The 25,248-nt window shown below is 63.4% G+C and carries 25 protein-coding genes, 1 tRNA gene and 1 pseudogene; 15 read left to right on the forward strand and 12 right to left on the reverse strand.

Going from position 1 to position 25,248, the window contains the following annotated elements:
* The first annotated feature begins 165 nt into the window (after positions 1–165).
* From nth to KBX13_RS07810, 3 genes are read left to right on the forward strand one after another with little or no spacing between them, the layout of a single operon-like run.
* On the forward strand, positions 166–939 hold the full coding sequence (nth, locus tag KBX13_RS07800) for an endonuclease III (protein ID WP_256021551.1): 774 nt from the start codon (positions 166–168) through the stop codon (positions 937–939).
* Complete coding sequence (locus tag KBX13_RS07805) at positions 936–1,490, forward strand: TlpA disulfide reductase family protein (RefSeq protein ID WP_256021553.1); 555 nt, start codon at positions 936–938, stop codon at positions 1,488–1,490. Before nth ends, KBX13_RS07805 begins: the two co-directional genes overlap by 4 nt.
* On the forward strand, positions 1,490–2,671 hold the full coding sequence (locus tag KBX13_RS07810; RefSeq protein ID WP_256021555.1) for a MarP family serine protease: 1,182 nt from the start codon (positions 1,490–1,492) through the stop codon (positions 2,669–2,671). The genes KBX13_RS07805 and KBX13_RS07810 overlap by 1 nt, the downstream gene beginning before the upstream one ends.
* On the opposite strand, the gene KBX13_RS07815 is transcribed toward KBX13_RS07810, so the two are convergent.
* The 3 genes from KBX13_RS07815 to KBX13_RS07825 form a co-directional block, all read right to left on the reverse strand.
* The gene (locus KBX13_RS07815; RefSeq protein WP_071573609.1) at positions 2,672–3,298 is read right to left on the reverse strand and encodes an alpha/beta fold hydrolase; all 627 of its coding nucleotides are present in this window, start codon (positions 3,296–3,298) and stop codon (positions 2,672–2,674) included. It abuts the gene before it with no gap.
* Between the two features lie 3 nt (positions 3,299–3,301).
* Positions 3,302–3,814 carry a phage holin family protein gene (locus KBX13_RS07820; RefSeq protein ID WP_070363251.1) on the reverse strand — a complete coding sequence of 171 codons (513 nt, stop codon included), beginning with the start codon at positions 3,812–3,814 and terminating at the stop codon, positions 3,302–3,304.
* 81 nt (positions 3,815–3,895) lie between these two features.
* Complete coding sequence (locus tag KBX13_RS07825) at positions 3,896–4,702, reverse strand: HAD family phosphatase (protein ID WP_070363250.1); 807 nt, start codon at positions 4,700–4,702, stop codon at positions 3,896–3,898.
* A 153-nt stretch (positions 4,703–4,855) separates the two neighbouring features.
* Here KBX13_RS07825 and KBX13_RS07830 point away from each other — a divergent pair, with 153 nt between their 5' ends.
* From KBX13_RS07830 to KBX13_RS07860, 7 genes are read left to right on the forward strand one after another with little or no spacing between them, the layout of a single operon-like run.
* A complete protein-coding gene (locus tag KBX13_RS07830; RefSeq protein ID WP_256021557.1) occupies positions 4,856–5,842 on the forward strand; it encodes a hypothetical protein in 987 nt (328 codons plus the stop codon).
* A gap of 35 nt (positions 5,843–5,877) precedes the next feature.
* Positions 5,878–6,930, forward strand: a complete 1,053-nt coding sequence (locus tag KBX13_RS07835) for a TadA family conjugal transfer-associated ATPase (protein ID WP_256021648.1) — start codon at positions 5,878–5,880, stop codon at positions 6,928–6,930.
* On the forward strand, positions 6,927–7,676 hold the full coding sequence (locus KBX13_RS07840; protein ID WP_256021558.1) for a type II secretion system F family protein: 750 nt from the start codon (positions 6,927–6,929) through the stop codon (positions 7,674–7,676). Before KBX13_RS07835 ends, KBX13_RS07840 begins: the two co-directional genes overlap by 4 nt.
* A gap of 35 nt (positions 7,677–7,711) precedes the next feature.
* On the forward strand, positions 7,712–8,227 hold the full coding sequence (locus KBX13_RS07845) for a type II secretion system F family protein (RefSeq protein WP_256021650.1): 516 nt from the start codon (positions 7,712–7,714) through the stop codon (positions 8,225–8,227).
* Between the two features lie 34 nt (positions 8,228–8,261).
* Positions 8,262–8,474 carry a DUF4244 domain-containing protein gene (locus KBX13_RS07850; protein ID WP_070363246.1) on the forward strand — a complete coding sequence of 71 codons (213 nt, stop codon included), beginning with the start codon at positions 8,262–8,264 and terminating at the stop codon, positions 8,472–8,474.
* A 3-nt stretch (positions 8,475–8,477) separates the two neighbouring features.
* Complete coding sequence (locus tag KBX13_RS07855) at positions 8,478–8,741, forward strand: hypothetical protein (RefSeq protein ID WP_256021560.1); 264 nt, start codon at positions 8,478–8,480, stop codon at positions 8,739–8,741.
* 2 nt (positions 8,742–8,743) lie between these two features.
* On the forward strand, positions 8,744–9,067 hold the full coding sequence (locus KBX13_RS07860) for an Rv3654c family TadE-like protein (RefSeq protein WP_256021562.1): 324 nt from the start codon (positions 8,744–8,746) through the stop codon (positions 9,065–9,067).
* On the opposite strand, the gene KBX13_RS07865 is transcribed toward KBX13_RS07860, so the two are convergent.
* From KBX13_RS07865 to KBX13_RS07890, 6 genes and pseudogenes are all read right to left on the reverse strand, one after another.
* Positions 9,064–9,390 (reverse strand): type II toxin-antitoxin system HicB family antitoxin, encoded by a 327-nt coding sequence (locus KBX13_RS07865; protein WP_256021563.1) that lies wholly within the window; start codon positions 9,388–9,390, stop codon positions 9,064–9,066. The two genes, KBX13_RS07860 and KBX13_RS07865, sit on opposite strands and share 4 nt — an antisense overlap.
* 5 nt (positions 9,391–9,395) lie before the next feature.
* Positions 9,396–9,545 (reverse strand): annotated as a pseudogene (locus KBX13_RS07870) (toxin HicA); the annotation flags it as partial.
* A gap of 591 nt (positions 9,546–10,136) precedes the next feature.
* The gene (locus KBX13_RS07875) at positions 10,137–10,418 is read right to left on the reverse strand and encodes a hypothetical protein (RefSeq protein ID WP_256021565.1); all 282 of its coding nucleotides are present in this window, start codon (positions 10,416–10,418) and stop codon (positions 10,137–10,139) included.
* A 269-nt stretch (positions 10,419–10,687) separates the two neighbouring features.
* Positions 10,688–11,827 carry a restriction endonuclease subunit S gene (locus KBX13_RS07880; RefSeq protein WP_256021567.1) on the reverse strand — a complete coding sequence of 380 codons (1,140 nt, stop codon included), beginning with the start codon at positions 11,825–11,827 and terminating at the stop codon, positions 10,688–10,690.
* On the reverse strand, positions 11,828–13,342 hold the full coding sequence (locus tag KBX13_RS07885; RefSeq protein ID WP_256021569.1) for a class I SAM-dependent DNA methyltransferase: 1,515 nt from the start codon (positions 13,340–13,342) through the stop codon (positions 11,828–11,830).
* Positions 13,343–14,047: 705 nt separating this feature from the next.
* Positions 14,048–14,845, reverse strand: a complete 798-nt coding sequence (locus KBX13_RS07890) for a YwiC-like family protein (RefSeq protein ID WP_256021570.1) — start codon at positions 14,843–14,845, stop codon at positions 14,048–14,050.
* Positions 14,846–14,973: 128 nt separating this feature from the next.
* Between KBX13_RS07890 and KBX13_RS07895 the strand changes: the two genes are divergently transcribed.
* Positions 14,974–15,609 carry an Abi family protein gene (locus KBX13_RS07895; RefSeq protein WP_256021572.1) on the forward strand — a complete coding sequence of 212 codons (636 nt, stop codon included), beginning with the start codon at positions 14,974–14,976 and terminating at the stop codon, positions 15,607–15,609.
* 78 nt (positions 15,610–15,687) lie between these two features.
* Here the strand turns inward: KBX13_RS07895 and KBX13_RS07900 are convergent, their stop codons facing one another.
* On the reverse strand, positions 15,688–17,997 hold the full coding sequence (locus KBX13_RS07900) for a DEAD/DEAH box helicase (protein ID WP_256021574.1): 2,310 nt from the start codon (positions 17,995–17,997) through the stop codon (positions 15,688–15,690).
* 158 nt (positions 17,998–18,155) lie between these two features.
* On the opposite strand from KBX13_RS07900, the gene KBX13_RS07905 reads away from it, so the two are divergent.
* Complete coding sequence (locus KBX13_RS07905) at positions 18,156–18,359, forward strand: cold-shock protein (protein WP_070363240.1); 204 nt, start codon at positions 18,156–18,158, stop codon at positions 18,357–18,359.
* A 216-nt stretch (positions 18,360–18,575) separates the two neighbouring features.
* On the opposite strand, the gene KBX13_RS07910 is transcribed toward KBX13_RS07905, so the two are convergent.
* Complete coding sequence (locus KBX13_RS07910; RefSeq protein ID WP_256021575.1) at positions 18,576–19,202, reverse strand: DedA family protein; 627 nt, start codon at positions 19,200–19,202, stop codon at positions 18,576–18,578.
* 157 nt (positions 19,203–19,359) lie between these two features.
* Between KBX13_RS07910 and topA the strand changes: the two genes are divergently transcribed.
* Positions 19,360–22,212 (forward strand): type I DNA topoisomerase, encoded by a 2,853-nt coding sequence (topA, locus tag KBX13_RS07915; RefSeq protein ID WP_256021578.1) that lies wholly within the window; start codon positions 19,360–19,362, stop codon positions 22,210–22,212.
* Between the two features lie 10 nt (positions 22,213–22,222).
* Here topA and KBX13_RS07920 read toward each other — a convergent pair whose 3' ends face one another.
* Positions 22,223–23,749: an adenylate/guanylate cyclase domain-containing protein gene (locus KBX13_RS07920; RefSeq protein ID WP_256021580.1), complete on the reverse strand. Its 1,527-nt coding sequence runs from the start codon at positions 23,747–23,749 to the stop codon at positions 22,223–22,225.
* Positions 23,750–23,796: 47 nt separating this feature from the next.
* On the opposite strand from KBX13_RS07920, the gene KBX13_RS07925 reads away from it, so the two are divergent.
* Positions 23,797–24,990: a DNA polymerase III subunit delta' gene (locus KBX13_RS07925; protein WP_256021581.1), complete on the forward strand. Its 1,194-nt coding sequence runs from the start codon at positions 23,797–23,799 to the stop codon at positions 24,988–24,990.
* Between the two features lie 49 nt (positions 24,991–25,039).
* Positions 25,040–25,112: transfer RNA gene (locus KBX13_RS07930), tRNA-Thr, on the forward strand.
* Positions 25,113–25,248 lie beyond the last annotated feature (136 nt).

Below are 25,248 nucleotides of genomic sequence, written 5' to 3' on the forward strand. Positions count from 1 at the left end.
AGTGTGCGTGAGTCACACCACATTGGAACTGTACCACTAGTCGACGACTGCGGACTCTAAGTGTTCCATTTCTATGGTGAACAGCCCGAGAATGAGGGGAATCGCGACGACTAAGAGTACTGCCATGCGTCCATCGTATCGCTTACCCCGTTAAGGTGAGAAAGCATGTCTGGTTCGTTGACGCCGCAGCAGCGGCGGGTCCCTGGTAAGCATCCGGTGTTGAAGGGGGAGGAGTCGCCGTTGACGCGGAAGCGTCGCGCGCGGAGGATTAATCGTACGCTGGCGAAAGCGTTCCCTGATGCCCATGCGGAGTTGGATTTTTCGAACCCGCTGGAGCTGCTTGTGGCGACGGTGCTGTCGGCGCAGACGACGGATGTGCGGGTGAATCAGGTCACCCCCGCGCTGTTCCGGGCGTACCCGACGGCGGCGGATTATGCGGCGGCGTCGCAGGCGGAGGTGGAGGAGATCATTCGCCCGACGGGCTTCTTCCGCGCGAAGGCTGCGAACTTGATTGGCTTGGGGCAGAAGTTGGTGTCGGATTTTGGGGGTGAGGTGCCGGTCGCGTTGGAGGACCTGGTCAGCTTGCCGGGTGTGGGGCGCAAGACGGCGCACGTTGTGCGGGGGAATGCGTTTGGGAGGCCGGGGCTGACCGTCGATACGCATTTTCAGCGTTTGATGCACAGGCTGAAGCTTATCGACGCCTCCTTGGGCTCAAATGCGGTGAAAATTGAGCATGCTGTGGCGGAGTTGATTGAGCCTTCGGAGTGGACGATGTTTTCGCATCGGATCATTTTTGAGGGCCGGAGGGTGTGTCATGCCAAGTCGCCGGCGTGTGGTGTCTGCCCTATCGCGTACGATTGTCCCAGCTTTGGTCTGGAGGGTCCGACGGATCCTGCTGAGGCGGCGAAACGTGTCAAGGGCGAGATGGAGCAGGTGTGAGCGCGAGTAGGTCGGTGGTTGCGAGCGTCGCTGCGATTGTGGTGGTGTCGGCGCTGGTGGTTGGGGGTGCGTGGCAGTTGTTGCGCCCTGGGGAACCGGCGCAGCCGGGTAACCAGCCCGCCACGACGGCGCAGGTGGCGCAGCGCCCGGATTGCCCGGGCCCGACTGTGGCCGGCGTCGCGTTGCCGTGTTTGGGTGGGGAGTCGGGCCAGGAGGCGGAGTCGGGCTTGACGGTGGTGAACGTGTGGGCGTGGTGGTGCGAGCCGTGCCGCGCGGAGTTGCCGTTGTTTGACGCGCTGGCGAAGGCGCACCCGGACGTGCGCGTGGTGGGTGTGCACGCGGATGGTAACGCTGCGAATGGGGCGGCGTTGTTGGGGGATCTGGGCGTCGATGTGCCGAGTTACCAGGACAGTGAGAATGCGTTCGCGGGCGCGTTGGGGCTGCCTGCGGTGGTGCCGTTGACGTTGGTGCTGCGCGACGGGCAGCAGGTCGGGTTGTTCCCGAAGGAGTTTCACTCGCTGGAGGAGCTTGAGGAAGCGGTGGGGCTCTAGTGCTTATCGACGTCCTCATTCTCATCATCGTGCTCGCCGCCTGTGTGAGTGGTTGGCGGCGCGGTGCGTTTTCGGCGGTGCTGTCGGCCCTGGGGATCGTGGCTGGCCTGACGCTCGCGGTGGTGGGGGTGCCGCCGTTGATTCAGCGCGCGGACGCGCAGTGGGTGCGCGTGGCGGTGCTGATTGTGGTGGTTGTGCTGGTGGTCTGCCTGGGGTCCTTCGCGGGATCGACGGTGGGTGACTGGGTGCATGACAGGTTCCGTCGGAAGTCGGCGCAGCGTCTCGATTCGCTGTTCGGTGCCCTGTTCCAGGGGGCCGTAGCGGTGGCGTTGGTGTGGTGCGTGTGTATGCCGTTGGCGGCGTCGTTGCCGGGGGCATGGGCGAAGCACCTGCAGAGCTCGCGGGTGCTCACGCAGATTGATGCCGCGATGCCGGCGGCGGGTAAGCAGTTGCCGTCGCAGGTGGCGGCGGTGCTGGCGGATTCGGGCCTGCCGCCGCTGATTTCCCCGTTTGCCTCGGATGGGCATGCGGAGGTCGACGCCCCGGACCCGTCGGTTGCGCGCCCCGAGCTTGTCGACGCCGTCCGCGCCTCCGTGGTGCACGTGATGGGGGACGCGGAGTCCTGCAGTCGGCGGCTGATGGGCTCCGGCTTCGTGATCGCGGACGGCTACGTGCTCACCAACGCGCACGTGGTGGCGGGTACGGAGACGGTGTCCTTGGACACGGTGCTTGGGGTGAAGAAGGCCAAAGTGGTCTTCTACGACTCGGAGGCGGACATCGCGGTGCTGCACGCGGAGGCGCTGGGGATCGCGCCGCTGCGCTGGGCCGAGGGCACGCTGCGCACCGGCGACAGCGCCCTGGTGATGGGTTTCCCGGAGTCCGGCCCGTTTGAAGCGATGCCGGTGCGGGTGCGCAACCAAGTCAGCCTGTCTGGCCCCGATATTTACGCGAAGCGGCACGTGCAACGCCAGGTGTATACGATCCGCGGCAATATCCGTCAGGGCAACTCGGGTGGGCCGATGCTGACCCCGTCCGGCGCTGTCGCGGGCATGGTGTTTGGCGCCTCTGTGGACGCCACGGAGACCGGTTACGTGCTCACCGCGCAGCAGATCCTGGAGCGTACGGGCGAGATCGCTGGGCTGCGTGAGCAGGTTGGTACGGGGGCGTGCGTCGGGCGCTAGCTACATGCGGGCTTCGATGCGCGCGAGCTCCAGAATGTAGGGCAGCGCGTTGGTGATGTGGGTGCCGTCCCGGCGCAGGCGCAGGTGGTCGGCGGTGGCGTCCTCGGGCTGGTTGCGCAGCAGGTCACGCAGCCACAGTTGGTCGAAGAGGGCCGGGAAGTGGCGGTAGAGGGGCGTCGGCACAAAGGCGGCTTTGCTGCCGGTCCATGGTGCTGAGGTGTGGCGCGTGACCAGGTGCGGGGACCGCTCCCGCAGCGTGTTCGTGATCACGGTGGAGGCGCCCGCGCTGATCACCTCCGCGGAGTCGTGGCCCAGCGTGTGGATCGCGCCCTTCAGGTCACCGGCGTGCAGCAGGAGGGCGTCGCCGCTGCGGCGCACCGGCTTGTCGGACAGACCGCAGCCACGCAGGTCGAGGGCTGCGACGTGATAGCCGGAATCGGCAAAGTCGGCGATGCGGTTGCGGTAGTCATACCAGCCGCCGAACGCGCTGTGCAGCAGCAACAGCAGGGGATTCGTAGGGTCGCCCGCGACGGCCGCATGCAGACGCAACCCACGAGTGTGCAACCACTCGTGGGTAAAAGGACCAGGTAGGTCGATAGCCGAAGGGGACGTCGAAAAGTCTGGCACGCCCTAGTTCGAGCCCGTGTAGAGCCCCGAGCTGTCCTTGGCAAGGTTCTTCTGCGCCTGGCCTGGGCGCAGGTTCTTCAGCTCGTTGACGGAATCGATGGTCTTCTTCGGCGCGCGGATCTTCTTCAGGCTCTTCACGCCGACCAGCGCCAGAATGCCCGCCAGGGCGATCATGATGGCGAAGACAATCAGGAACGCCCAACCCCGGTGCATCCAGGAGGACAGCATCTCGGCGAACGCGAAGAAGAGGAAGAAGGAGGAGTACAGGGCGATAACCCCTGCGACGCCCAGCAGGCCGCCGCCGACGGCGCCCTTCTTGGCCTCGCCGATGACCTCGGCCTTGGCCAGCTCAATCTCGCCGCGAACCAGGGTGGAAACCTGCTCGGAGGCGTTCGAAATCAACGTACCGATGGAGTCCTTGCCCGGGTGGGTGACATCGGTGTCGTGCAAAGGAATCGAGTTAACCTTTGCGGACACTGCGGACGTTCCACTGGTGTACAGACCTTCGTTGCTCACTGTATGTTCAACCTTCCTGCGATTATTGAATGCACTCAACCCTAGCAACCATTGATGGGATTTGTCGCACACCCTCAGGGTCTAGGCAGACTTATCTTTCTTGATGGCCTTCGCCAGCAGCGTCCCTGCCACGGCTAACGCGGTCACGCCCGCGATGACGGACGCCCCGATACCGACCTCTTTCGCGTTCGGCATCTGGATCAGCGGCTCCGGGTTCTTGAACGTCTGCACGTCCCAGCCCTCCGCCTGCGCGTGCTTGCGCAGCGCCCGGTCCGGGTTGACGGCGACGGGGTTGCCAACCAGCTCCAGCATGGGGATGTCGGTGGCGGAGTCGGAGTAGGCGTAGCTGCGATCCAGGTCGTAGCCGTGTTCGGCGACGAATTCGCGGATGGCTTCGGCCTTGGCGTCGCCTTTGAGGTAGCGGGTGATGCGGCCGGTGAGGGTGCCGTCGACAACCTCGACCTCGCTGGCCACAATCATGTCGATGCCCAGCTCCTTCGCAATCGGCGCCACCAGAATATTTGCCGACGCCGAAATAATAATGACGTCGTGGCCGAGCGCGCGGTGCGCCTCGATGAGCTCGCGGGCCTCCGAGTAGATCGCCGGGGTGATCACGTTGTGCATGGTCTCAGTGGTCACAGCGGTGACATCCTCGACGCTCCAGCCGGTGATCATGTTGGCCAGGTTGTCGCGGGTGGTGTCCATCTTTTCGCTGCTCTGCCCGATGAGCATGTAGGCGGCTTTGGTCAGGTAGAGGTCCAGCGCTTCCTGGCGCGTGATCATGCCGTTGTTCAGGAACTCTTTGCCGAACGCGAACACGGACGAGGTGGCGATGATCGTCTTATCCAGATCAAAAAACGCCGCTACCGGTGCCGAGTTCGAAGCCATGTGGCACATTCTAACGCCATATACACGAACGCGTTGGGCTGTGCAGCGTCTTATCCACAAAAGGAGGTTGAACGTTCAGGCAGCGCGGGAGTTATCCACAGGCGCGCCTTGAACCGTTGTAGTGGCGGTGTGACGTCAGCGATGCTCGAAGCCATGAGCACGCACAACATCACCATCGCCGTCAACGACGCGGCGCTGCACCCCGAGGCCATGCACCTCGCGGCGGCAACGGGGATGCCCGTCACCGACCTTAGCGGCGCCGAGCCAGCGGAGGTCGCCCGCCGCTGTGAGCAGGCCTTCGCCATACTTATCGACGCCCACTTCGCCACCCACCTGCCACCCGCAGTGCTGCGCCGCCCGAATTGTTTCGAGCTCGGCCAGCAGCGCGGCGCCTACGACGTCCCGGATCAGTCCGGGCAGCTACTGCGCGCGCTCGGGGCGCTGCGGACACCGAAGGAGCGGGGTCGGGTCATTGGTGTGGTGGGCGCGTCCGGTGGGGTGGGGGCCTCGGTGTTCGCGGCGGCGTGCGCCAGGGCTGCGGCGCCGTCGACACTGGTGGATGGGCACGCGCACTCCGGCGGGCTGGACCTGCTGCTCGGTATCGAGGAGGAGATCGGCGCCAGGTGGGGCGAGATCGCGATCGGGGAGGGTGCTGTTGCCCGCGAGGACGTGCGCCGCGCGCTGCCCGCCACCCCGGACGGCGTGGCGGTGATGACGTGTAGCAGGGAGGTCGCTGGCGCGGGATTGGGCTCTTTCGCTTCTGTTGACGAGCTGGAGGCGCTGGTGGAGGTGCTCGGCGCCGGCGGGGTGACCGTGGTGGATGCCCCGTGCACGCAGCTGCCTGCGCGCGTTGACGTGGTGGCGATCCTGGTCGCGCCTCAGGTCAGGGCAGTTTCGGCGGCGGCGCAGCTGGTCGCCGAGTGCGAGCGAGCAGGGCTGCGGCACGTGCTGGTGGTCAGGGACATCGGATGGGCAGGCATCGGGGTGGATGAGATCGCCGCGATTGCGGGTTCGCGGGTGGTGGCCACCATCGGCCAGGTCCGCGGGCTGACGAAGCGCGTCGAGCAGTGCGGCCTACCGTCGCGCTTGCCTATGGGGCTTGCGAAGGCGGCAAAAGCTGTGCTCGAGGAGGTGGCCTAGTGGATCGGGACTTGTTACTACGCGTGCAACGCCGCATGGCCGACGAGCCCGGGGAGGTCGACGCCACCCGGCTTGCGGCGCTGATCCGCGAAGAGGCCGTCGTTATCAGTGACGTGGACGTGCTGGCCGCGATGCGTCAACTTCGCGACGACACCTCCGGCGCCGGGCCCCTGGAACCGCTGCTCGCCGGCGGGGAGGTGACCGACATCTGCGTCAACGCCCCCGACCGCGTGTTCGTGGACCGCGGGCACGGCCTTGAGTGCAGCGAGATTCGCTTCGACTCCGAGGAGTCCGTGCGCCGACTGGCCACGCGCCTGGCGCTGCGCTGCGGGCGCCGCCTTGACGACGCCCAACCCTACTGCGACGGACATTTCCGCAGGCCGGACGGCTCGATTATCCGCTTCCACGCGGTGCTGGCGCCCACGGCCGTGGCGGGCACGTGCCTGTCGCTGCGCGTGCTGCGCACCACCACCGCCACCCTCGACGAGCTGGTGGCTAGCGGCACGATGGACGAGGAACGCGCCGAGATGCTGCGCGAAATCGTGCGGGCCCGGCGCGCCTTCGTCATCGTGGGCGGGACCGGTTCGGGCAAGACGACGTTGCTCTCCGCGATGCTTGCGGAGGTGGCGCCGCACGAGCGGATCCTGGCGATCGAGGACACCCTGGAGCTGACCCCGAATCACCCGCACGTGCTGAACCTGAATACGCGGGCGGTGAACACGGAGGGCGCCGGCCAGGTCACGATTGCGGACCTTGTCCGCCAGTCGTTGCGGATGCGCCCGGACCGGATCGTGGTGGGGGAGATCCGCGGGGCGGAGGTGACGGACCTCCTCGCGGCGCTCAATACCGGCCACGAGGGCGGCGCTGGCACCTTGCATGCCAACGCGATCGAGGAGGTCCCGGCCAGGTTTGAGGCGCTCGCCGCGCTCGGCGGGATGGGGCGCGACGCCCTGCACGCGCAGCTTGCGCCGGCGCTGGACACGGTGATTGTGATGCAGCGCCGCCCCGACGGCCGCCGCGTCCTGCACCAGATCGGTGCCCTGGAGGGCAACCCGGTGACCACCCGAGTGATCTGGCAGCGGCCATGACGTACCTGTTCGCATTCGCGGCCTGTGTGGCATGGACGGGAGGGGTGCCTGCGCGCCGGATTCGCCCGCGCGCGGTGTCCTGGGGGTGGGGGCCGCCGGTGGCACTCGCGGTGGCGCTGCTGGTCATCGTGACGGATCGCGCGGCGGTGGTCATCGCTGCCGCGCTCGTCGGGGCGACGGTGCTCTACGCCTACTCGCGGCGCCGCGCCGGGCAGGCGTTGGTGCGGCGCCAGGAGGCGGCCTCGCAGTTTCTCGGCCACATCAGCGCCAGCCTGCAGGCAGGTTCCTCGCTTCTCGACGCCACCCTTCGCGCCACCGACCAACTCCCCGACACCACCCCCACCGACCTGCTTGCCGACGCCTCCCTGTTCTGCCACGTGCTACGCACCGGCGACGCCGCGGGGCTTCGCACCCCGGAGCTGTCCCGGGTGGAGGCGCTGTGGCGGGTCGGGGTGCAACGCGGCGTGCCGATCGCCTCCCTGGTCACCGCCGCACGCGAGGAGATCGACGCTGCGCTGCGCCACCGCGCCGCCACCGCTGCGGCGTTGGCCGGGCCGAAGACGAGCGCGGTGGTGCTCTCCCTGCTCCCGCTGGCCGGGATCGGGATGGGGGCTGCGATGGGGGCGCGCCCGCTGCACTTTTTGGCCGGGACCAACTTGGGCGGGGTGTTGCTCATCGTTGGCACTGCGCTGGTGGGGGCCGGTTTCTGTACATCACAACACATCATTGAAAGGGCAACCCAATGAGTACGTTTGTTACCGCTTTGTGCGTCGCTGGCGCGATGGCCGTCGCCGGGCACAGTCCGCGCGGCCGGGTGGGGCGCGACGTGACCCGTGCGCCGAAGACTCCGCGGGACGGGCCGTCGCCAAGCCCCGGCAGGAGCGCAACCGACATCCGGCTCTTCGCGGCGTGCTGCCGCGCCGGCCTGCCCGTTGCAGCCGCCGTGGGCGCAGTGGCCGACACCCACGGCGAGGACCCAAGCCCCTGGCACACCGTCGCGGCGCTCAGCGCACTCGGGGCCGACCCGGCACGCGCCTGGGCGGAGCTACGCGCGGTGCCGGGTGGGGAGGAGCTCGCGCACCTGGTGGCCTTATCTAACGCCACGGGTGCCACCCTCGCCGCGGGGTGTGAGCGCATCGCGGTCAGCCTGACCGCGGACGCCGCCGACCACGCCACCGCCCGCGCCGAGCGCGCCGGGGTGCTCATCGCACTCCCGCTGACCGTCTTTTTCCTGCCGGCGTTCTTCGTGCTCGGCCTGGCGCCCGTGGTGGTCAGCCTGGGCCAAACCCTGTTTTAAAACACCAACAACTAATAAGGAGATAAAAATGTCTATGAATCTTGTTCACGCTGCCGCTGCCCGAATTATCACGCGTATGCAGGCGAAACTGTCCAATGACGACGGGCTTTCGACCATCGAATACGCCTTTGGTACTTTGGCGGCCGCCGCCCTTGCCGGGGTGCTGTACATGGTGGTCACCAGCAACGGCGTCTCCGACGCCATCGAAGGAGTGATCACCGACGCCCTGACCAACAAGCCGGGTTAGGCCATGAACACCATCGAGGCAGCGCTCTCACTGAGCGCCCTGGTGGTCGTCGCCGGTGCGATCGTCGCGGCGCTGGCCGCGATGGGCGCCTACATCTCGGCGGTCGACATCGCCGGGGCCGCAGCCCGCGCGCACGCCATCGGCCTGGACTACGACCCGCCCACCGGGCGTGTCACCACCCAGGAACGCAGCGGCATGGTCACCGTGACCGCCCGCGTGCGCGGCATGGAAGCCACCGCAGTCTTCCCAACCGAGTTCGGGGGCTAGCCATGCTTGGTCAACTCCGAAGTGAGGAGGGCTCCGCGTCCGTCACCACGGCCGGCATCATCGCCGCGGTGACCGCGCTGGCTCTTGCCATTGCGGCGGTGGTTGCCGGGGTGGCGAATACCCATCGGGCGCGCGTCGCCGCCGACCTTTCGGCCGTCGCCGCGGCCACCGCCCTCTACCAAGGTGTCGACGCCTGCTCCGCCGCCAACGACACCGCCCAGGCCAACGGTGGAAGCGTCGAAACGTGCGAAGTCGACGAGCCGGACGTGCAGGTCAGCGTGCGTGTCGGCAGGGCCGTGCAGAAGGCGCGCGCCGGTCCGGTCTAGCGTTGCGAGTGCCGTATCGTCGTGAGCATCTCAGTGCGTGTGTGGTCTGCGCGTGGCTTGCCCCTCAACCGCAGATGCAGCGACGGAGATGTGCGTACATTGAACTTCCCCGAATAGTTACGACTCCCCAATGGCACGGGAACCACCTCGCCGGAGGCCTCCATGTCTTCGGCAACCTCAGTCACAAGATCAATCAAACCGCGCTCGGCCTGGTGTCGATCCGCATCCAGCCACGACAACGAGGGGAACTCAGCCACGGTCGCCACGTACTCCTGATCTTCTTCCGACCAGGAGACTTGATAGGTGTACTTATTGATGTCCATGCTGGCTACTCCGATTCATTCTTCTGCGTGCCCAGTTTCTCAATCGCTTCGAGAACTTGGTTCACCTGATATGGTTTGGCCTTGCCCTTCGCATTTTGGATATTGACACGAGGATCACCCGGCCACGGGGTCTTGTAGGTGCGGTGCGACGTCTTTCTTGAGCAACCTCCGCCTTGCCGATGTCCTTGGCGTACTTCATGAGCGTCTAGGCGTTTTCGCTTAGCGGCACACGAGCATGAGAGCTAACACCCTCCGAATGAGACAACACACTCCACTTACTCCTAGTCCTAGGAGGAGCATACAAATCCAACCCAGCCCAACGCCCGCAGTTTCGCCGGAATACTGGATGATGAGGTATCCAGCAACACCTAGCAAGAGAAATAAAATGTCGACGTAGAAAATTCTGATCGGAACGAAACTGAGGGGCAGCAGGCCGATAAAGGACAATAAAACTATCACATAAATAAGTTCGACGTCTGATTCGGAGAAACAGTCAACCGCGAACGTGGTGAGCAAAAGAGCGATCTCGATAAAGGGAATGCCATACCATTTTGCGCGGAATAAGGGTCTGTTGCTGCTCATGATGCTTTGCCTTTTCGGTTTGCGTGTTTGGCTTTTTGAAAGTGCTTTACTGCAGCGTACATATAGTTCGCTGTCGAAAAGCATCCTCGGTTTGTGACTTTATCCCGTTTCGTGCAGTTTCACTTTCGGGTAAGCGGGTGATTATCTATCCACGGGCGGACACATTAGTGGGTTGATGCCGGGATAGTTGCTGGTAGTTGGGGTGCCGCGGACAGTGGAAGCAGCGGTGCCTTTCTTATCGACGCCCCTTCGACACCACGTTTATCTTTAACGCCATGACCCGGCTTCCGGATGAGTGGTGAATGCCTGCCTGCGCCGCGGAACCCAGCGCCGTATATAACGTCGGCGATCTGTCCGCCCCGCGGAAAGCCAGCGCAGATGTTGGTTGTCCGCCCCGCGGACACCTCGAGCGCCGACCCTGTTGTCCGCGGCGCGGAACTTTGCATCAACACCCGACGCCCTATTCACCGGTGGTAATCTGTCCGCGCGGCGGACACCTAGATGAGCTTCAGCTCAGAAAGCCACTGATAGCTGTGCTGCCGCGGACAGTGAAAGCAAGATGATTTGCTGCCCCGCGGACACCTCGAGCGCCAACACTAGTGTCCGCCCGGCGGACACTTGAATACCGACTGTTGTCCGCCTCGCGGAATTGTATTCACCAGTGGCGACCTGTCCGCTCCGCGGAATTCCGTAGTGAGTTCGCTATCTCTCAGCTCTAAAGTTCTCCCGCGAACGCGTGAGAGGACAGGGAAACGTAGAGCTCATTTAACCTGTGTGCTTTCTCCTCTTGAAGGACGCGCGCCTGTCGGAAACCCGAAACGCGATCCGCTAGCTCGGCTTGCATCTGCTGGCTAAGTAAAGGGATTTTCAAGCTCCGAGCCTGTGAAATCGAAAACCCATTCAGCCCTGACGTTGTTCGTGCAAGCGCGACTAATTGTCGGCGCACAGGCATGCTGTTTATTGCTTGTTCTAGATAATCAGGGTGTACATCATTTTTAGGGCGTGCTCTAAAAAGATGGTTTTGGTACACCGTTGGGGTATCAAACTCTGGGACTTGGGCTGCGCGGCCTACTTCGTATGGGTTCGCGTTGGCTTCAACGAGCAACACGTCGCCTTTTCGCAGTTCACACCGTTGTATTTCGTTTTCTTTGCAGCGAATTGTCTTAACGGTTGAAAGCTCAAGAGACCTTCGTTGGACGTTGCCAACGCGAAGGTAATTCACTTCAATTGGATTATCTTTCCGGCGCTTGTTGAGGGTCAGTCCACCTTGAAGGTCTGCAATTTCCTCGAGCCGTATTTGTTCAGTGGCAGCGCTAAAGATCGCATCGCAAACTGCTATTTCGAGTGAGCTCAGCTCAGAGATGAGAGCGTCTTGTTTCGTCCGAGCCTCTTCCACCGTGCCCAGAATTGTCGCGATGCGCTGCTGCTCCTCCAAGGGAGGGATGTCAGGAACCGTAAGATTCAAAAAATCTTTTGTTGCTGCTCTGCGTCGGCGGGGGACGGACCCGTAAGAGATCGTGTCATACCTCTTGAGCATTAATGGGCTGAGAAGTAGGGCGAAAATATAACCAGGGTCAAACCCCTCTTTCAGCCTAAACGTGGGGTATACCGGTGAAATGATGCCTGGGTCGGGCCTTTCATTGACTGCAATTGCACCCGCCCAGAGAAGGTACGGGTTGTAAGCAAAATCTCCGGTATTGACAACTCGGTACTTGCTAGTGTCCTGAGTTGCAAGCCGCTTGTGAAAGCGGTCAGCTTGAGGAACAAATCCGTTTTTCTCAGTCAGCGTGAGAACTTCGAGGTTTTCGTGCGAAGGTAATTCTTTATACTCTTCCAGGATATCGCTCACCTTCATCTAGATCAGCCCCTTGAGTGTGCTCATGGCGTCGGCGATTTGGGCGTCGAGGGCCTCGATGTCGGCGAGGATGTCTTTCGGGTCGCGGGTTTCTTCGGTTTCGAAGACGATTTCTTTGTACCGGTTCATCGACAAGTCGTAGTCCGCCTCGCGGATCTCGTCGACAGGGACAGTGAAGGATGCTTCGGTGCGGGCGCGGTCGCGTTCGGCGGTCTGGTTGTGGAAGCGGGCCACAACGTCGGGCAGGTTGTTCAGGCGCAGCTGGGCGTCGTCAAGTGGAGTAGCGGGCCAGGGGCCGAGCAGTTCCTCGGCGAGCAGTGGGGTGCGTTTGTCGTCGAGGGAGCGCCCGTCAGCGGTGATGTCGTAGAACCAGATGTGCTCATTTTGGCCCGGCGAGTCGGTGCGGGTAAAGCACACGATGGCGGTGGACACCCCGGTGTACGGTTTGAACGCGCCGGACGGCAGTTTGATGATGCCGTCGATTTTTTGGTTGTCCACAAGCTCTTTGCGCAGCGTTTTGTGCGCGCGCGTCGAGCCGAACAGCACACCCTCCGGCACAACGACAGCCGCCCTGCCGCCCAGCTTCAGCAAGGTCAAAAACCTCGCGATGAACAGCAGCTCCGTCTTCTTCGTCTTTATCGACGCCAACTCCGGATCCAAAATGTCCTGATTAATCGAGCCCGCAAACGGCGGGTTCGCCAGCAGCACATCGAACGCTTCAAGCCGCTCTGGCGCCAGCTCCTGGAGGGAGTCAAGGTAGGAGATGTTCGGGTCCGCAAAGCCGTGCATCACCATGTTCATTGCGGCGATGCGCACCATGGTGGAGTCGAAGTCGAACCCGGTCAGGCCGCAGGCGAGGTACTGTTCGCGCTGCAGTTTGGTGGCGTTTTTGAAATCACCACGCAGGTATTCGCTGGTGGCGGCGAGGAAACCTGCGGTGCCGCAGGCTGGGTCGATGAGCCGGTCGGTGATTGTCGGTTCGGTGAGTGCCACGATGAGTTCGATGATGTGGCTTGGTGTTCTGAACTGTCCGTTCGTGCCGGCGGTGGCCAGTTTGGACAACATGTATTCGTACAAGTCGCCGGTCATGTCCTTATTGGAGAACTCCAGCTTCGAGATCATCGTCGCGACCGTCGTCAGCGTCGCCGGGTTCGGAATCAGGAACGCTGCGTCTTTCATGTGGGTGACAAACCCGCTGTCACGCGCGGCGCCGAGCTGTTTGATGTAGTCGAACCCTTCGCGGAACGCGGTAAAGCGTGCCTCGGGTGAGTCGACGGCCAACAACTTGGAAAAGCGCAGGTGGTCGTGGGTGGCGTCGTAAAATATTTGGGTGTCATCCGGCTGCGCACCCAGCGTGTTGGCGAGGAATTCGGCCTGTGCTTGGCGTTCGTCGAGCTGGCGCATGAACAGCAGGTAGGTGAATTGCTCGATGACGGTGATTGGGTTGGAGATGCCGCCGGACCAAAAAGCGTCCCAAATGCGGTCTACCTGGGACTTTAGTGCGCCTGTAATCATGGCGTCATTCTAACAACCGCGCGGGACAGAAGAGAACGGTGTCCTGGTACTCTGCCGTGTATTTCCTGCGTTGCTGGCTCCCGAATGACCACGCTCGAACGGACGCATCATGGGTGTCCGCTAAACGAGGATGACCCAGTAAGTTTTGGTTCGCAAGATTTATCTCAGAGAACGCTATGCACAATTCTTCGTTATTCCCGACATTCCTTGATGGACACGTACCCTTCCCGTTCGTCCCCGGGAAGGCATAGTGGCTGCTTTCCGAAATTCTCTCTTCGCTCATTGATGGAAAAAACAAATTGCGAAAACCGGGGAATGATCTGCGTCGAGGGGAATGAATCTCTCAAGGCGTACGTGATATCCCAGCCCGCGTCATACCATTGAAATCTATCGAATTGGTCTTTCCAGCGCGGGCGCTGATGAAAGCTATCGGGTTTCTCGAGAAAATTATCCTGAAATTCCCTCGTCCACTCAAGGATTTCGTTTCCTAAAGCTGGCTTAATCCCTATCTCCTCGGGAAGATAGAACCCTAGGTTTTTAGGCTCAGAAACTACTAGTTCTTTAGACGGCCATAAAGAGCTTGGATGGCTATACTCTGGACGAAGCAGAATTTTTCGAGAGGGCATAAACTACAGTATCCCAGCTTTACCTCCAGAGAAGCGGAAGATTTTTGATATACCCTGCCCCGATCGGTCTAGCGCGGGTTTATCCGGTGAGCAGTACTCCAAGCGCCGCGAGCGCCGCCAGGACACACGGCAGGACCTCCGCCTTGCCGATGTCCTTAGCGCTCCACCGCTTCCCGCGACGCGCGCTGAGTGGGAAGTACACCGCGCGGGCCAGTGCCAACACCAGTACCGCGACCATCCACCAACCGAACCCAACAAGGAGGGCATATACGACCATCACCACGATTGCCGCCACGTGGTAGCCGATACTGAACGCCAACATGGCGCTGCTGCCGCGGTCACGCACCATCGTCTTGACCAGCGGTACTGTCCCGGTGAAGTAGAGCGCCAAAAACGTCGTCGCGACGATCGCCGGGCTGGACCAACCAGTCGGCAACCCGGCTAGGTGCGCGATCACCGCGACCAACAGCGCGGAGGCGACCGTCGTCGCCGCGCCACTGGCCAGCGAGCGCGGCCTGCGTTGCGGCGTTTCCCACACCGCGATCCAGACCAGCGGCGCGTAACGCCACGCCCACTCGAGCACCGACGGATCCTGCACGACCACGATCGTCACCGCGACCAGGGAGATCGCTCCGTAGGTGAGTACTGGCGGCATGTACTGGCGGCGACGCTCCACGGTGCGCGCCCGCGCTGCCTGTCCAAATGCGAAGAACGCGCAATATCCAATTAACCACGCAATCAACAACCACACGATCGCGGCCGGGAAGCGCTCTGCACCGAACGCGACGCCGAGGGTCCCCACAATGGCGGGGGTGAGCGCCATCGCCCACGCGCCGTGCTGGTTCGGGATCCACATGCGGAGTGTGCGTTTATCCATGCCCAGCAGTGTATCAATCAAAAAGACTACGATTAAGCTGAAAAACCAATAACCCCGGCGATTTACTCCTACTTTCGTAGTGCAGGGATCGTTCCGGGGCTTTCAACACACAGACTAGCATTTCCATAATGAGTAATTCAAGATTGACCCCAGCACCGTTAGCACAATGGTTTTCGTCCGCGCGGATGAGTCGGTACGTTGACCACCCCGCACCAGAAGCGCTATATCTTTGGAATACTCACCTCACGAAGACCTATCTTGCCGACATCGAGCATCTTGAAGTGCTCCTCCGAAATTGCATTCACTATGCCTTAAGCAGAAGGTACGGTGACCGATGGTTTGACGACACTCGAATACCGTTCAACGACGCAGCTAAGAAGAACATCCGGAAGGCGAAGAAACGGGTTGGTAGAGAGGATGCGCCACCAGGAAAAATCATTGCTGAGCTAACCTTTGACTTCTGGCGCTTCCTCTTAAGCAGCCACTACCAAGCGGTCGTCTGGCCTCAGGTACGCAAGGCATTGAAGACGACCCCCGAAAGCAGACGACAGTTTGAAGATCTTGTAGTCATTGTCTACAAAATGAGAAATAGGTGCTCTCATCACGAATCAATCGTCCATCAACACGACAGAGCGCGTGAGGTTGCATATCTCAATTCGATTGATAACGCCATCCAAAAGGTAGCCTGCTTCATTGATCCTGATGCTGCGGAATGGATCAAGCAGAACTCCAGAGTCCCCGCTCTGCGAACACAGCGGCCTTAGCCGTCTACCGGGTACTGCCACGGGCAACAACGGAAATAGACTGCCTCCCGAACAAATCTGGTTGCACGACAGTGCCGCCTACTGCCGTGACACCTTGCTCAGGAGCCCCAACACCTTCAGCGCCGCCTGCTTATCCAGCGGCTGGTTCCCGTTGCCGCACTTCGGCGACTGGATACAGGACGGGCAGCCGTGTTCGCACGGGCAGGACTCCACCGCGCCGTAGGTGGCGGTGATCCACGTGTGGAAGCGGGAGAAGCCTTCGTCGCTCATGCCGGCGCCGCCGGGGTGGCCGTCGTAGACGAATACTGTGGGGAGCAGCGTGTCTTGGTGGAGGGCTGTCGATACGCCGCCGATGTCCCAGCGGTCGCACGTCGCGATGAGGGGCAGCAGCCCGATCGCCGCGTGCTCTGCAGCATGCAGCGCGCCGGGTACTTCGCCCGCGCTGATGCCCAGCGAGTCCAGGACCAGCGGGTCGATCGTGTAGGCGACGGCGCGGGTCTCGAGGTGCTGCGCGGGCAGGTCCAGCGGGATGTGCTCGCTGACCGAGCCGTCCGCCAGGCGGACAACGTAGCCGGTGACGCGGTCGGTGACCTCGACGTCCACGCTGGCCACCCACACGCCCTTCGCAAGCTGGCGGGTCTCGTGAGCTTCGCCCAGGATGCGGATGTCCGTCGTGGAACGGGCGCGGGTGGTGTAGTCCGGCTGCGCGGGCTCTACGAGGGCCACGTAGTCGTCCAGGTTGAGCTCCTGCACCACGAAGTGCTCTCCTTGGTGCACATACACGGCGCCCTCGTGGACCTGGGTGAGTGCGCGGGCGGCATCGACGGTGCCCAGGAGGCGGCCGTCGCTGACGTCCACGATCATCACCTCGGCACCAGCACCGCCGCGGATGGAGACGGTCACCTCCGCGTCGGGCGCCGGGAACCAGCCGCGGGGGCGCTTGCGCAGCAGGCCCTCCTCGCACATCTGCTCCACCACGTCGTGGGCGCCGAAGTCGTCGACGTCCTTCGAGGTCAGCGGGCGCTCAAGTGCTGCGTGGTAGAGGTGGCCGCGCAGGATGTACGGGTTCGACGGGTTGAACACGCTGCGCTCCACTGGGCGGCCCAGCAGTGCTTCGGGGTGGTGCACCAGGAAGGCATCCATCGGCTCATCGCGGGCAACGAGCACCACCAGTGAGCCCTGCCCGCGGCGCCCTGCCCGGCCCGCCTGCTGCCGAAACGACGCCACCGTCCCCGGGTAGCCCGCCATCACCACGGCGTCGAGTCCGCCGACGTCGATACCCAGCTCGAGCGCGTTCGTCGTCGCCATGCCCAGGATGTCGCCCTCGTCCAGGGCGCGCTCCAGCGCACGACGGTCCTCCGCCAGGTAGCCCGCCCGATACGCCGCGATCCGCCGCGCAAAATCCGGCCGCCCCGCAGCACTCAAATCCTCCTGCGCGCGCATCGCCACAATCTCCGCCGCCGGCCGCGAGCGCACAAACGTCAAAGTCCGCGCCCCCTCACGCACCAACCAGCCCATTATCGACGCCGCCTCCGTCGTCGCCGCGTACCTCACCGGGGCACCGTGCTCACCCTCCGCGCCCTCGATGAAACCCGGCTCCCACAACACCACGGTGCGCTCACCCGTCGGCGCCGTATCCACATCCACCGCCCGAACCGGCCTGCCACACAGCAGCTCGGCGTGCTCCGCCGGGGCCGCCGACGTCGCTGACGCAAACACCAACGTCGGCTCTGAACCGTACGCGCGGGCGAGGCGAAGCAGGCGTCGAAAAACAAGGGACACATTGGCGCCGAAAACCCCCCGATAAGTGTGCGACTCATCCACCACGATGAAGCGCAGGTGGCGCAACAGGCGCGCCCACCGCTCATGCGAACCAAGGATGCTCGCGTGCAACATGTCCGGATTCGTGAACACGAACCGCGACTGATCGCGAATCGCGCGCCGCGCATCAACCGGCGTATCCCCGTCATACGGCGCTGGCGTAATCCCAGGCAGATCCTTCGTCAGCGCCAATGTCGCCTGCAACTGATCCGACCCCAACGCCTTCGTCGGCGTGATGTACAGCGCGCATGCCCGCTCGTCCGCCGCCAGCGCAGACAGCACCGGCAGCTGATACCCCAACGACTTACCTGACGACGTCCCCGTCGCCACCACAACGTCCTCACCCCGCCAGGCCGCCTCGGCACACTGCTGCTGATGGCGAAACAGCCGCTGCACACTGCGCTCCTCCAGCGCGTGACGCAGCGCCGGATGCACCCACTCGGGCCACTCGCCGTACTCCGCCGGGCGCGCCGGAATCTCCTCCACGTGCGTGATTGTGGAGTGGGGGAACTGCTCGCGAAGCCCGCGAACGAGCTCGCCCCCAAAAGAACAAAAATCCTGCTTCATGACACAGCAAAGTATGCCAGTTTGTGGCACACTGGTTGGCAGTAACAAATTTTGTGCGCGCCTTCAACGGTGCTCGCGAGGGATTGTTTACGCGGGCGCCAGGACATCAGCCCTGGTGGACGGCTTCATTTATCCATCTTTTGAAAGGGAACACACCAATGGCTACAGGCATCGTGAAGTGGTTTAACGCAGAAAAGGGCTTCGGCTTCATCGCTCCAGACGACGGCTCCGCCGACGTCTTCGTTCACTACTCCGAGATCCAGGGCAGCGGTTTCCGCACCCTCGAGGAGAACCAGAAGGTCGAGTTCGAAATCGGCGAGGGCGCCAAGGGCCCACAGGCCCAGCAGGTCACCGCTCTCTAATCTATATAGGTGCACACCCCGGCTCCGGCCGGGGTTTTTGCTTTTGAGTTCCATTCACGTGCCAGTGCCAATAGACGCAATTCCTTCCGGGGGATTCGAGAAAAGCCCAGGTCGTGAAAAGCGGGGTGCGTCCTTTGGCACTGGCTCCTGTTTACTAGCACCAAATTCCCTCGCCGAAATTAGCCACCTGGGAAGCACGCGCGCAGCACTCAAGACCTACACGGCGGAGACGCCGCGCCGGACGTCGAAAAGTTCGAAGATGTAGGACTGGATGCGCTGCATGATCCCGCCGACGAGGGCGCCGAGGGCGATGCCGACGATCATGCCGAGGAGGGGGAAGTCGGAAAGGAGGGAGCCGCCGGCGTAGCCGAGGCCGACGGAGAGGCAGGCCCAGATGATGACGCCGATGGTGTCGTAGAGGAAGAAGGCGAACCAGTTGTAGCGCACGCTGCCCAGCACGATCGTGGCAACCCAGCGTGCCCAGGGTAGGAACCTGGCGACGAGGACGGTGATGCCGGCGCCGCGGTTCATGTTGCGGCGCACCCAGTCGATGGCTTGGCCGGCTTTGGAGTTGGGGTCGAGGCGGTCGACGACGTGGATGAGGCGTCCGCCGAGGAGGAAGCAGATGTTGTCGCCGATGATGCCGCCGATGATGGCGGCGGCGATGATGCCCCACGCGTTGGGGACGCCTTGGGATGCGGAGAAGGCGCCGGAGAGGTTGAGGACGGTTTCGGAGGGGATGAGGGGGATCAGGGCGTCGCCGAGGATGAGGAGTATGACGAGTGGGTAGAAGAGGGGTGTGCCCATCAGGGTGTGGAGGAAGCCGATGAGGGAGTCGATCATCTGGGGTTTTACCTCCTTGGGTGCCCGATGGTGCTCTTGGGGGTTCAGTGTAGTTGGTGGGGGTGAAAACGAGGAGTTGTAGGGTTGCTATTTATATTGTCTGATACAACTTATGTGAGTTAACGAACATAGTTCTTGAAGTGAGGTGTCACGAAGCGTGGCTGAAGACGGCAAGACCCTCGTCATCGTGGAGTCCGCGACGAAGGCGAAGAAGATCCAGAAGTATCTGGGGAGTGACTACATTGTGGAAGCTTCCGTGGGGCACATTCGTGATCTTCCGGGCCGTGCTGCTGACATCCCTGCGAAGTACAAGAAGGAACCGTGGGCGAAGTTGGGTGTGAATCCGGAGTCTGGGTTTGCACCTATATATGTTGTCAGTCCTGACAAGAAGAAGAAGGTCACTGATCTTCGTGCGAAGTTGAAGCAGGCGGACAGGCTGCTGCTGGCGACAGACCCGGACCGCGAGGGTGAGGCGATCGCGTGGCACTTGTTGGAGACGTTGAAGCCGAAGGTTCCGGTGGAGCGCATGGTGTTCAACGAGATTACGGAGTCGGCGATTCGGGAGGCTGCGGAGAATACCCGCGAGCTGGATATGGATCTTGTCGACGCCCAGGAGACCCGCCGCATCCTGGACCGGTTGTATGGCTACGAGGTCTCTCCGGTGTTGTGGAAGAAGGTCATGCCGAGGCTGTCGGCGGGTCGTGTGCAGTCGGTGGCGACGCGTGTGATTGTGGAGCGTGAGCGTGAGCGCATGGCGTTTATCCCGGCGGAGTACTGGGATGTGACTGCGACGTACGGTGGGGGTACGGCGTTTGACGCGAAGCTTGTGGCGATTAACGGTTCGCGGATTGCGCAGGGCAAGGACTTTGATGATCGCGGTCGGTTGAAGGGGTCGGCTGAGGGGGTTGTGGTCGTCGATAAGCAGGTGGCGGAGGAGCTTGCTGGGGCGCTGAAGGGCACCTCGATGACGGTGAGCGGCGTGGAGGAAAAGCCGTACAGCCGCAAGCCGTACGCACCCTTTATGACGTCCACCTTGCAGCAGGAGGCCGGGCGGAAGCTGCGGTTTACGTCGGCGCGAACGATGCGTATTGCGCAGCGCCTGTACGAGAACGGACACATTACGTATATGCGTACGGACTCGACGTCGCTGTCGCAGCAGGGGCTGTCGGCGGCGCGGGCTGCGGCGACGGAGCTGTACGGCGCGGAGTATGTGGCGGACAAGCCGCGTATCTATGACCGGAAGGTGAAGAACTCGCAGGAGGCGCACGAGGCGATCCGCCCTGCTGGTGAGCGGTTTGCTACGCCGGGGCAGTTGTCGAAGGTGCTGGACGCGGAGGAGTTCAAGCTTTACGAGCTGATTTGGCAGCGCACGGTGGCGTCCCAGATGGAGAACGCCCGCGGGAACTCCACGAAGGTGACCGTTGCGGGCGACTTCGATACCGAGTTCGCAGCAACCGGCCGCACGATTACGTTCCCGGGTTGGCTGCGCGCCTACTCGGATACGCGAGACAGCGAGACGCACTTGCCGCAGCTCACCGCGGGCGACGAGCTGCCCACCACCGCGATTTCGGCGGATGGGCACTCCACGAACCCGCCGGCCCGCTACACGGAGGCGAGCCTGGTGAAGAAGATGGAGGACCTTGGGATTGGGCGTCCGTCGACGTATGCGTCGATTATTAAGACGATCCAGGACCGCGGCTACGTCTTCTCCCGCGGCAACGCGCTGGTGCCCAGCTGGGTGGCGTTTTCCGTCGTGGGGCTTTTGGAGAACAACTTCGACGCCCTGGTGGACTACGACTTCACGTCCTCGATGGAGGACGAGCTCGATGAGATCGCGCACGGCAACGAGGACCGCACCCGCTGGCTGACTAGCTTCTACTTCGGCGACGCCGACGCCAGCGACAACACCGCTGAGGCGATTGCGCGTCGCGGTGGCCTCAAGCACATCATCGAGGACAACCTCGAGCGTATCGACGCCCGCCAGGTCAACTCCCTGAAACTCTTCGACGACGCGGAAGGCCGCGCCGTCAACGTGCGCGTGGGCCGCTACGGGCCGTACATGGAACGCCAGGTGGGCGTCACCGCCGAGGGCGAGCCGGAGTACCAGCGCGCCAACATCCCTGAGGCGACCACGCCTGATGAGGTCACCCTGGAACTGGCGGAGAAGCTGTTCGCTACCCCGCAGTCCGGCCGTGAGCTGGGCGTGAACCCAGCCAACGGCCGCATGGTGGTGGCCAAGGAGGGCCGCTTCGGCCCCTACGTCACCGAGAAACTCGGCGACGACGAGCTGGAGAAGGCGCAAGCCCACGCCGAGGAAGTCATCGCCGAAGAGCGCGCCGCCGAGGACAAGCAGCGCGCCGAAGAGGGCAAGCGGAAGAAGAACTGGGACACCAAGACAGCCGCGAAGCAAAAAGAAAAGCGCATGACCGAACTTGTCGACGAGCAGCTCAAGCCCGCGACGGCGTCCCTGTTCCAGTCGATGGACCCGGCCTCTGTCACGCTTGAGCAGGCGCTGCAGCTGCTGAGCCTGCCGCGCGAGGTGGGCGTCGACGATGGGGAAGTGATCACGGCGCAGAACGGACGCTACGGCCCGTACCTGAAGAAGGGCACTGATTCGCGCTCCCTGGCCAGCGAGGAACAGATCTTCAGCATCACGCTGGAGGAGGCGCGCCGCATCTACGCGGAGCCGAAGCGCCGTGGTCGCGGGGCTGCGAAGGCGCCGTTGAAGCTGCTCGGGGACAACGACGTGTCCGGCAAGCCGATGTCCATTAAGGACGGCCGCTTCGGCCCGTACGTCACTGACGGCACCACCAACGCGTCCCTCCAGCGCGGCGATACCCCGGAGACCATGACGGACGAGCGCGCGAACGAGCTGCTCTCTGCGCGCCGGGCCCGCGAGGCGGAGAACCCGAAGCCAGCCAAGAAGGCCGCGCGCAAGACCACGCGGAAGAAGGCGACGAAGAAGACGACGCGCAAGAAGGCGACGAAGAAGGCCGCGAAGCGCTCGTAAGCGGGGTTGGCTAGTAGCGGTCCGCCAGGGTGGAACGCACCGGGCGGGCCAGCTGCGTCATGCGGTTGCGCCCACGCAGTTCCACTGACTTCATCAGCGTCCAGCGCTGCTGCTCGACCTCGTTGGCGGCGCGCAGTGTTGCGGCGTTGGTGAGCACGCAGCCCGGGGTGTCCTTGGCCAGTTCGGTGAGGCGGGCGGCGGCGTTGACGGCGTCGCCGATGACGGTGTATTCGAAGCGGTCGGACCCGCCGATGTGGCCGGCGACCACGTGCCCTGAGGCCACCCCGATACCTGCCTGCAGCTCGAGGCCTGCCAGTTCGCGGCGTAGTTCGCGGGCGGCCTGGAGGGCGTGGGAGGCGGCGTCGTGGATGGAGACGGGTGCGCCGAATACGGCCAGTGCCGCGTCGCCCTGGAACTTGTTGATCACGCCCTTGTTACGGTGCACCACCTCAACGACGATCTCGAAGAAGTTGTTCAGCGCGGCCACGACCTGTTCCGGGGTGTGGTTGACGGCAAACGTGGTGGAGCCGATGACGTCGATGAACACGACGGCCACGCGGCGGTCCTCCCCGCCGAGTTCCGGCTTCTCCTCCAGGGCCTTCTGGGCGACCTCGGTGCCAACGTAGCGTCCGAAGATGTCGCGGACGCGCTGGCGCTCGTTGAGCCCGCGCATCATCTCGTTGAACCCGGCCTGCAGTACGCCGATTTCGGAGCCGTCGTAAATGTCCACCTGGGTGTTGCGTTCCCCGCGCCGCACCTTATTGATGGCTTCCTGCAGCTCCTTGATGGGGTCCACCACGCTCATGATGGCGAACGCGGTGCCGATGAAGCCGGTGGCCAGCGCGGTGAGCGTCAGCGCGAGGACGGCTGGCATGAGCTCGCCGGGGCGGTTGTAGAAGAAGCCGTGGCGCTGCGCGAAGAACAGGGCGAGCACCCCGAACATCGGCACGGCGGAGGTAGTGAACCAGGTTAGGTACAGGCGGTGCTTGATCGGCGGCTCCAGGGTGGAGTCCTCGAAGCGCCGCGCGAGTGCCGACGCCGCCACCGGCCGCACCAGGCGCTCTGCCTGCAGATACGTCATCACGGCGGTGACGAAGCACGCCAGCGACGTAGACCCTAAGGTCACGATCGCCAGCTGGTGGTCGATGCGCCAGGCGGCCACGGTGATGATCATGATGCCGATGGCCCACACCCCGACCACGATCACGGTCTGCAGCACCGGGATGCGCATGACCAGGTTGCGCACCATGTTCGGGTCGTGGTCGTCGGGGCTGAGCTGCCACTCCAGCACCGGGCGGAACAGGAAGAACGTGACCACGATGCCCACGAAGATGGCAAAGCAGAAGTAGGCCGCGCCGAGGAAGCCGAGGCTTTCGTCGTGAATGTTGAGCTGCTGCACCTCCCGCATGGGGATGAGGAACCGCACGAACAGCATGATCAGCACGGCGCCGATGACGTTGGTTCCGAGCACAGTTGCGGCGTAGAGGGGCCACGAGGTGCCCCACAGCCATTTGAAACTGCGCCAGAATCGTTCCATGCTGTAACACTTTAGCGGGTTTTCGCCCTGCTGTACGCTTGGGGCTTGTGCCTACCGTGAGTCAATTACTTGCCGACGCCCCCTCCGTCCAGCAGGTCATCATGAACGCTGCCGCGGCCGCCCGGGGGATCGGCGACGCGCGAGCCATGACGCACTCCTGGCTGTTCACGGGCCCTCCCGGTTCGGGGCGCTCCAACGCGGCGCTCGCGTTCGCGGCGGCGCTGGTGTGCACGGACCCCGACGAGATCGGCTGCGGGCGGTGCAAAGGCTGCCGCGACGCGCTGTCCTCCCAGCACACCGACGTCATGCACGTGGTGCCCAAGGAACTCACGATCAAGGTGAAGGAGACCCGCGAGTACATCGCGCAGGCCGCCCGCATGCCGACGGTCGCACCCTGGCGCGTGCTCATCATCGAGAACGCCGACCGCCTCGGCCAGGACGCCTCCGACGCGCTGCTGAAAACGGTGGAGGAGCCCCCGGCCCACACCGTGATCATTCTGTGCGCGCCGTCGACGGATCCGGAGGACTTCTCCCAGACGCTGCGCTCCCGCTGCCGACACCTCTATATCCCCGCCCCCTCCGAGGACGAGGTGGTGCGCATCCTGATGCAGGAGGAAGGGGCCACAGAGTCCGACGCTCGGCTTGCCGCCGCCACCACACTGCGCCACGTGGGCCGTGCCCGACGGATGGTCAACGACAAGTCCGTCCAAATGCGCCGCGCCCAAGCCATCAACCTCGCCGAGCTGGTCTTCCACGGCGCGCAGGCCTTCCAGGCCGTTGCCTCCTTGGTGAAGGCCACGGAGAAGACCGCCGTCGAGGACTATGCCGAGGAGGACGCCGAGGAGCGCGCCAAGCTTGAGCAGGCCCTCGGCGTCGGCGCGAAGGGCAGGGGAGCAGCGAAGGCGCTGCGCGGGGCGTCCGCCTCCGTCAAAGCGCTCGAGGCGAGCCAGAAAGCGCGCGGCACCCGCCGCAAGCGCGACGTCTTCGACCTCATCCTCGTGGACCTCGCCGGCATCTACCGTGATGCCCTCGCCGTCCAATCCGACGCCAAGGTCTCACTGACCCATCCCGACTTCCAACCACTCGCCGCGGAACTCGCCGAGAAGGTCCGCCCCGAAGGACTCGTGGCGTGCCTCGACGCTATCGCCCAATGCCGACTGCGCCTCCAACAACAGGTGAGCCCCGTCGTGGCGTTCAACGGGATGCTCGGCCACATCCGCCTCGCCTGCGAAGCCCGCTGACCTGGCAGTTTCGTAGATTCTTGGCGGTGCTGTAATATTGTGCAGCGTTGCCACCTTAGCTCAGTCGGCAGAGCGTCTCACTCGTAATGAGAAGGTCGCGAGTTCGATTCTCGCAGGTGGCTCAAGTAAAACCCCAGCTAGAACACGGTTTTAGCTGGGGCTTTGTTCGTATGCGGGGCGGTGCCCGGTACGCACTGGGGGGTACACACCAGCTTGGATGGCGGGCTTCTCCGCGCCCCGTCAGAATAGTTCCCCGAG

The sequence above is a fragment of the Corynebacterium sp. CCUG 51687 genome, from assembly GCF_024453995.1.
Lineage (GTDB): Bacteria > Actinomycetota > Actinomycetes > Mycobacteriales > Mycobacteriaceae > Corynebacterium > Corynebacterium pseudogenitalium.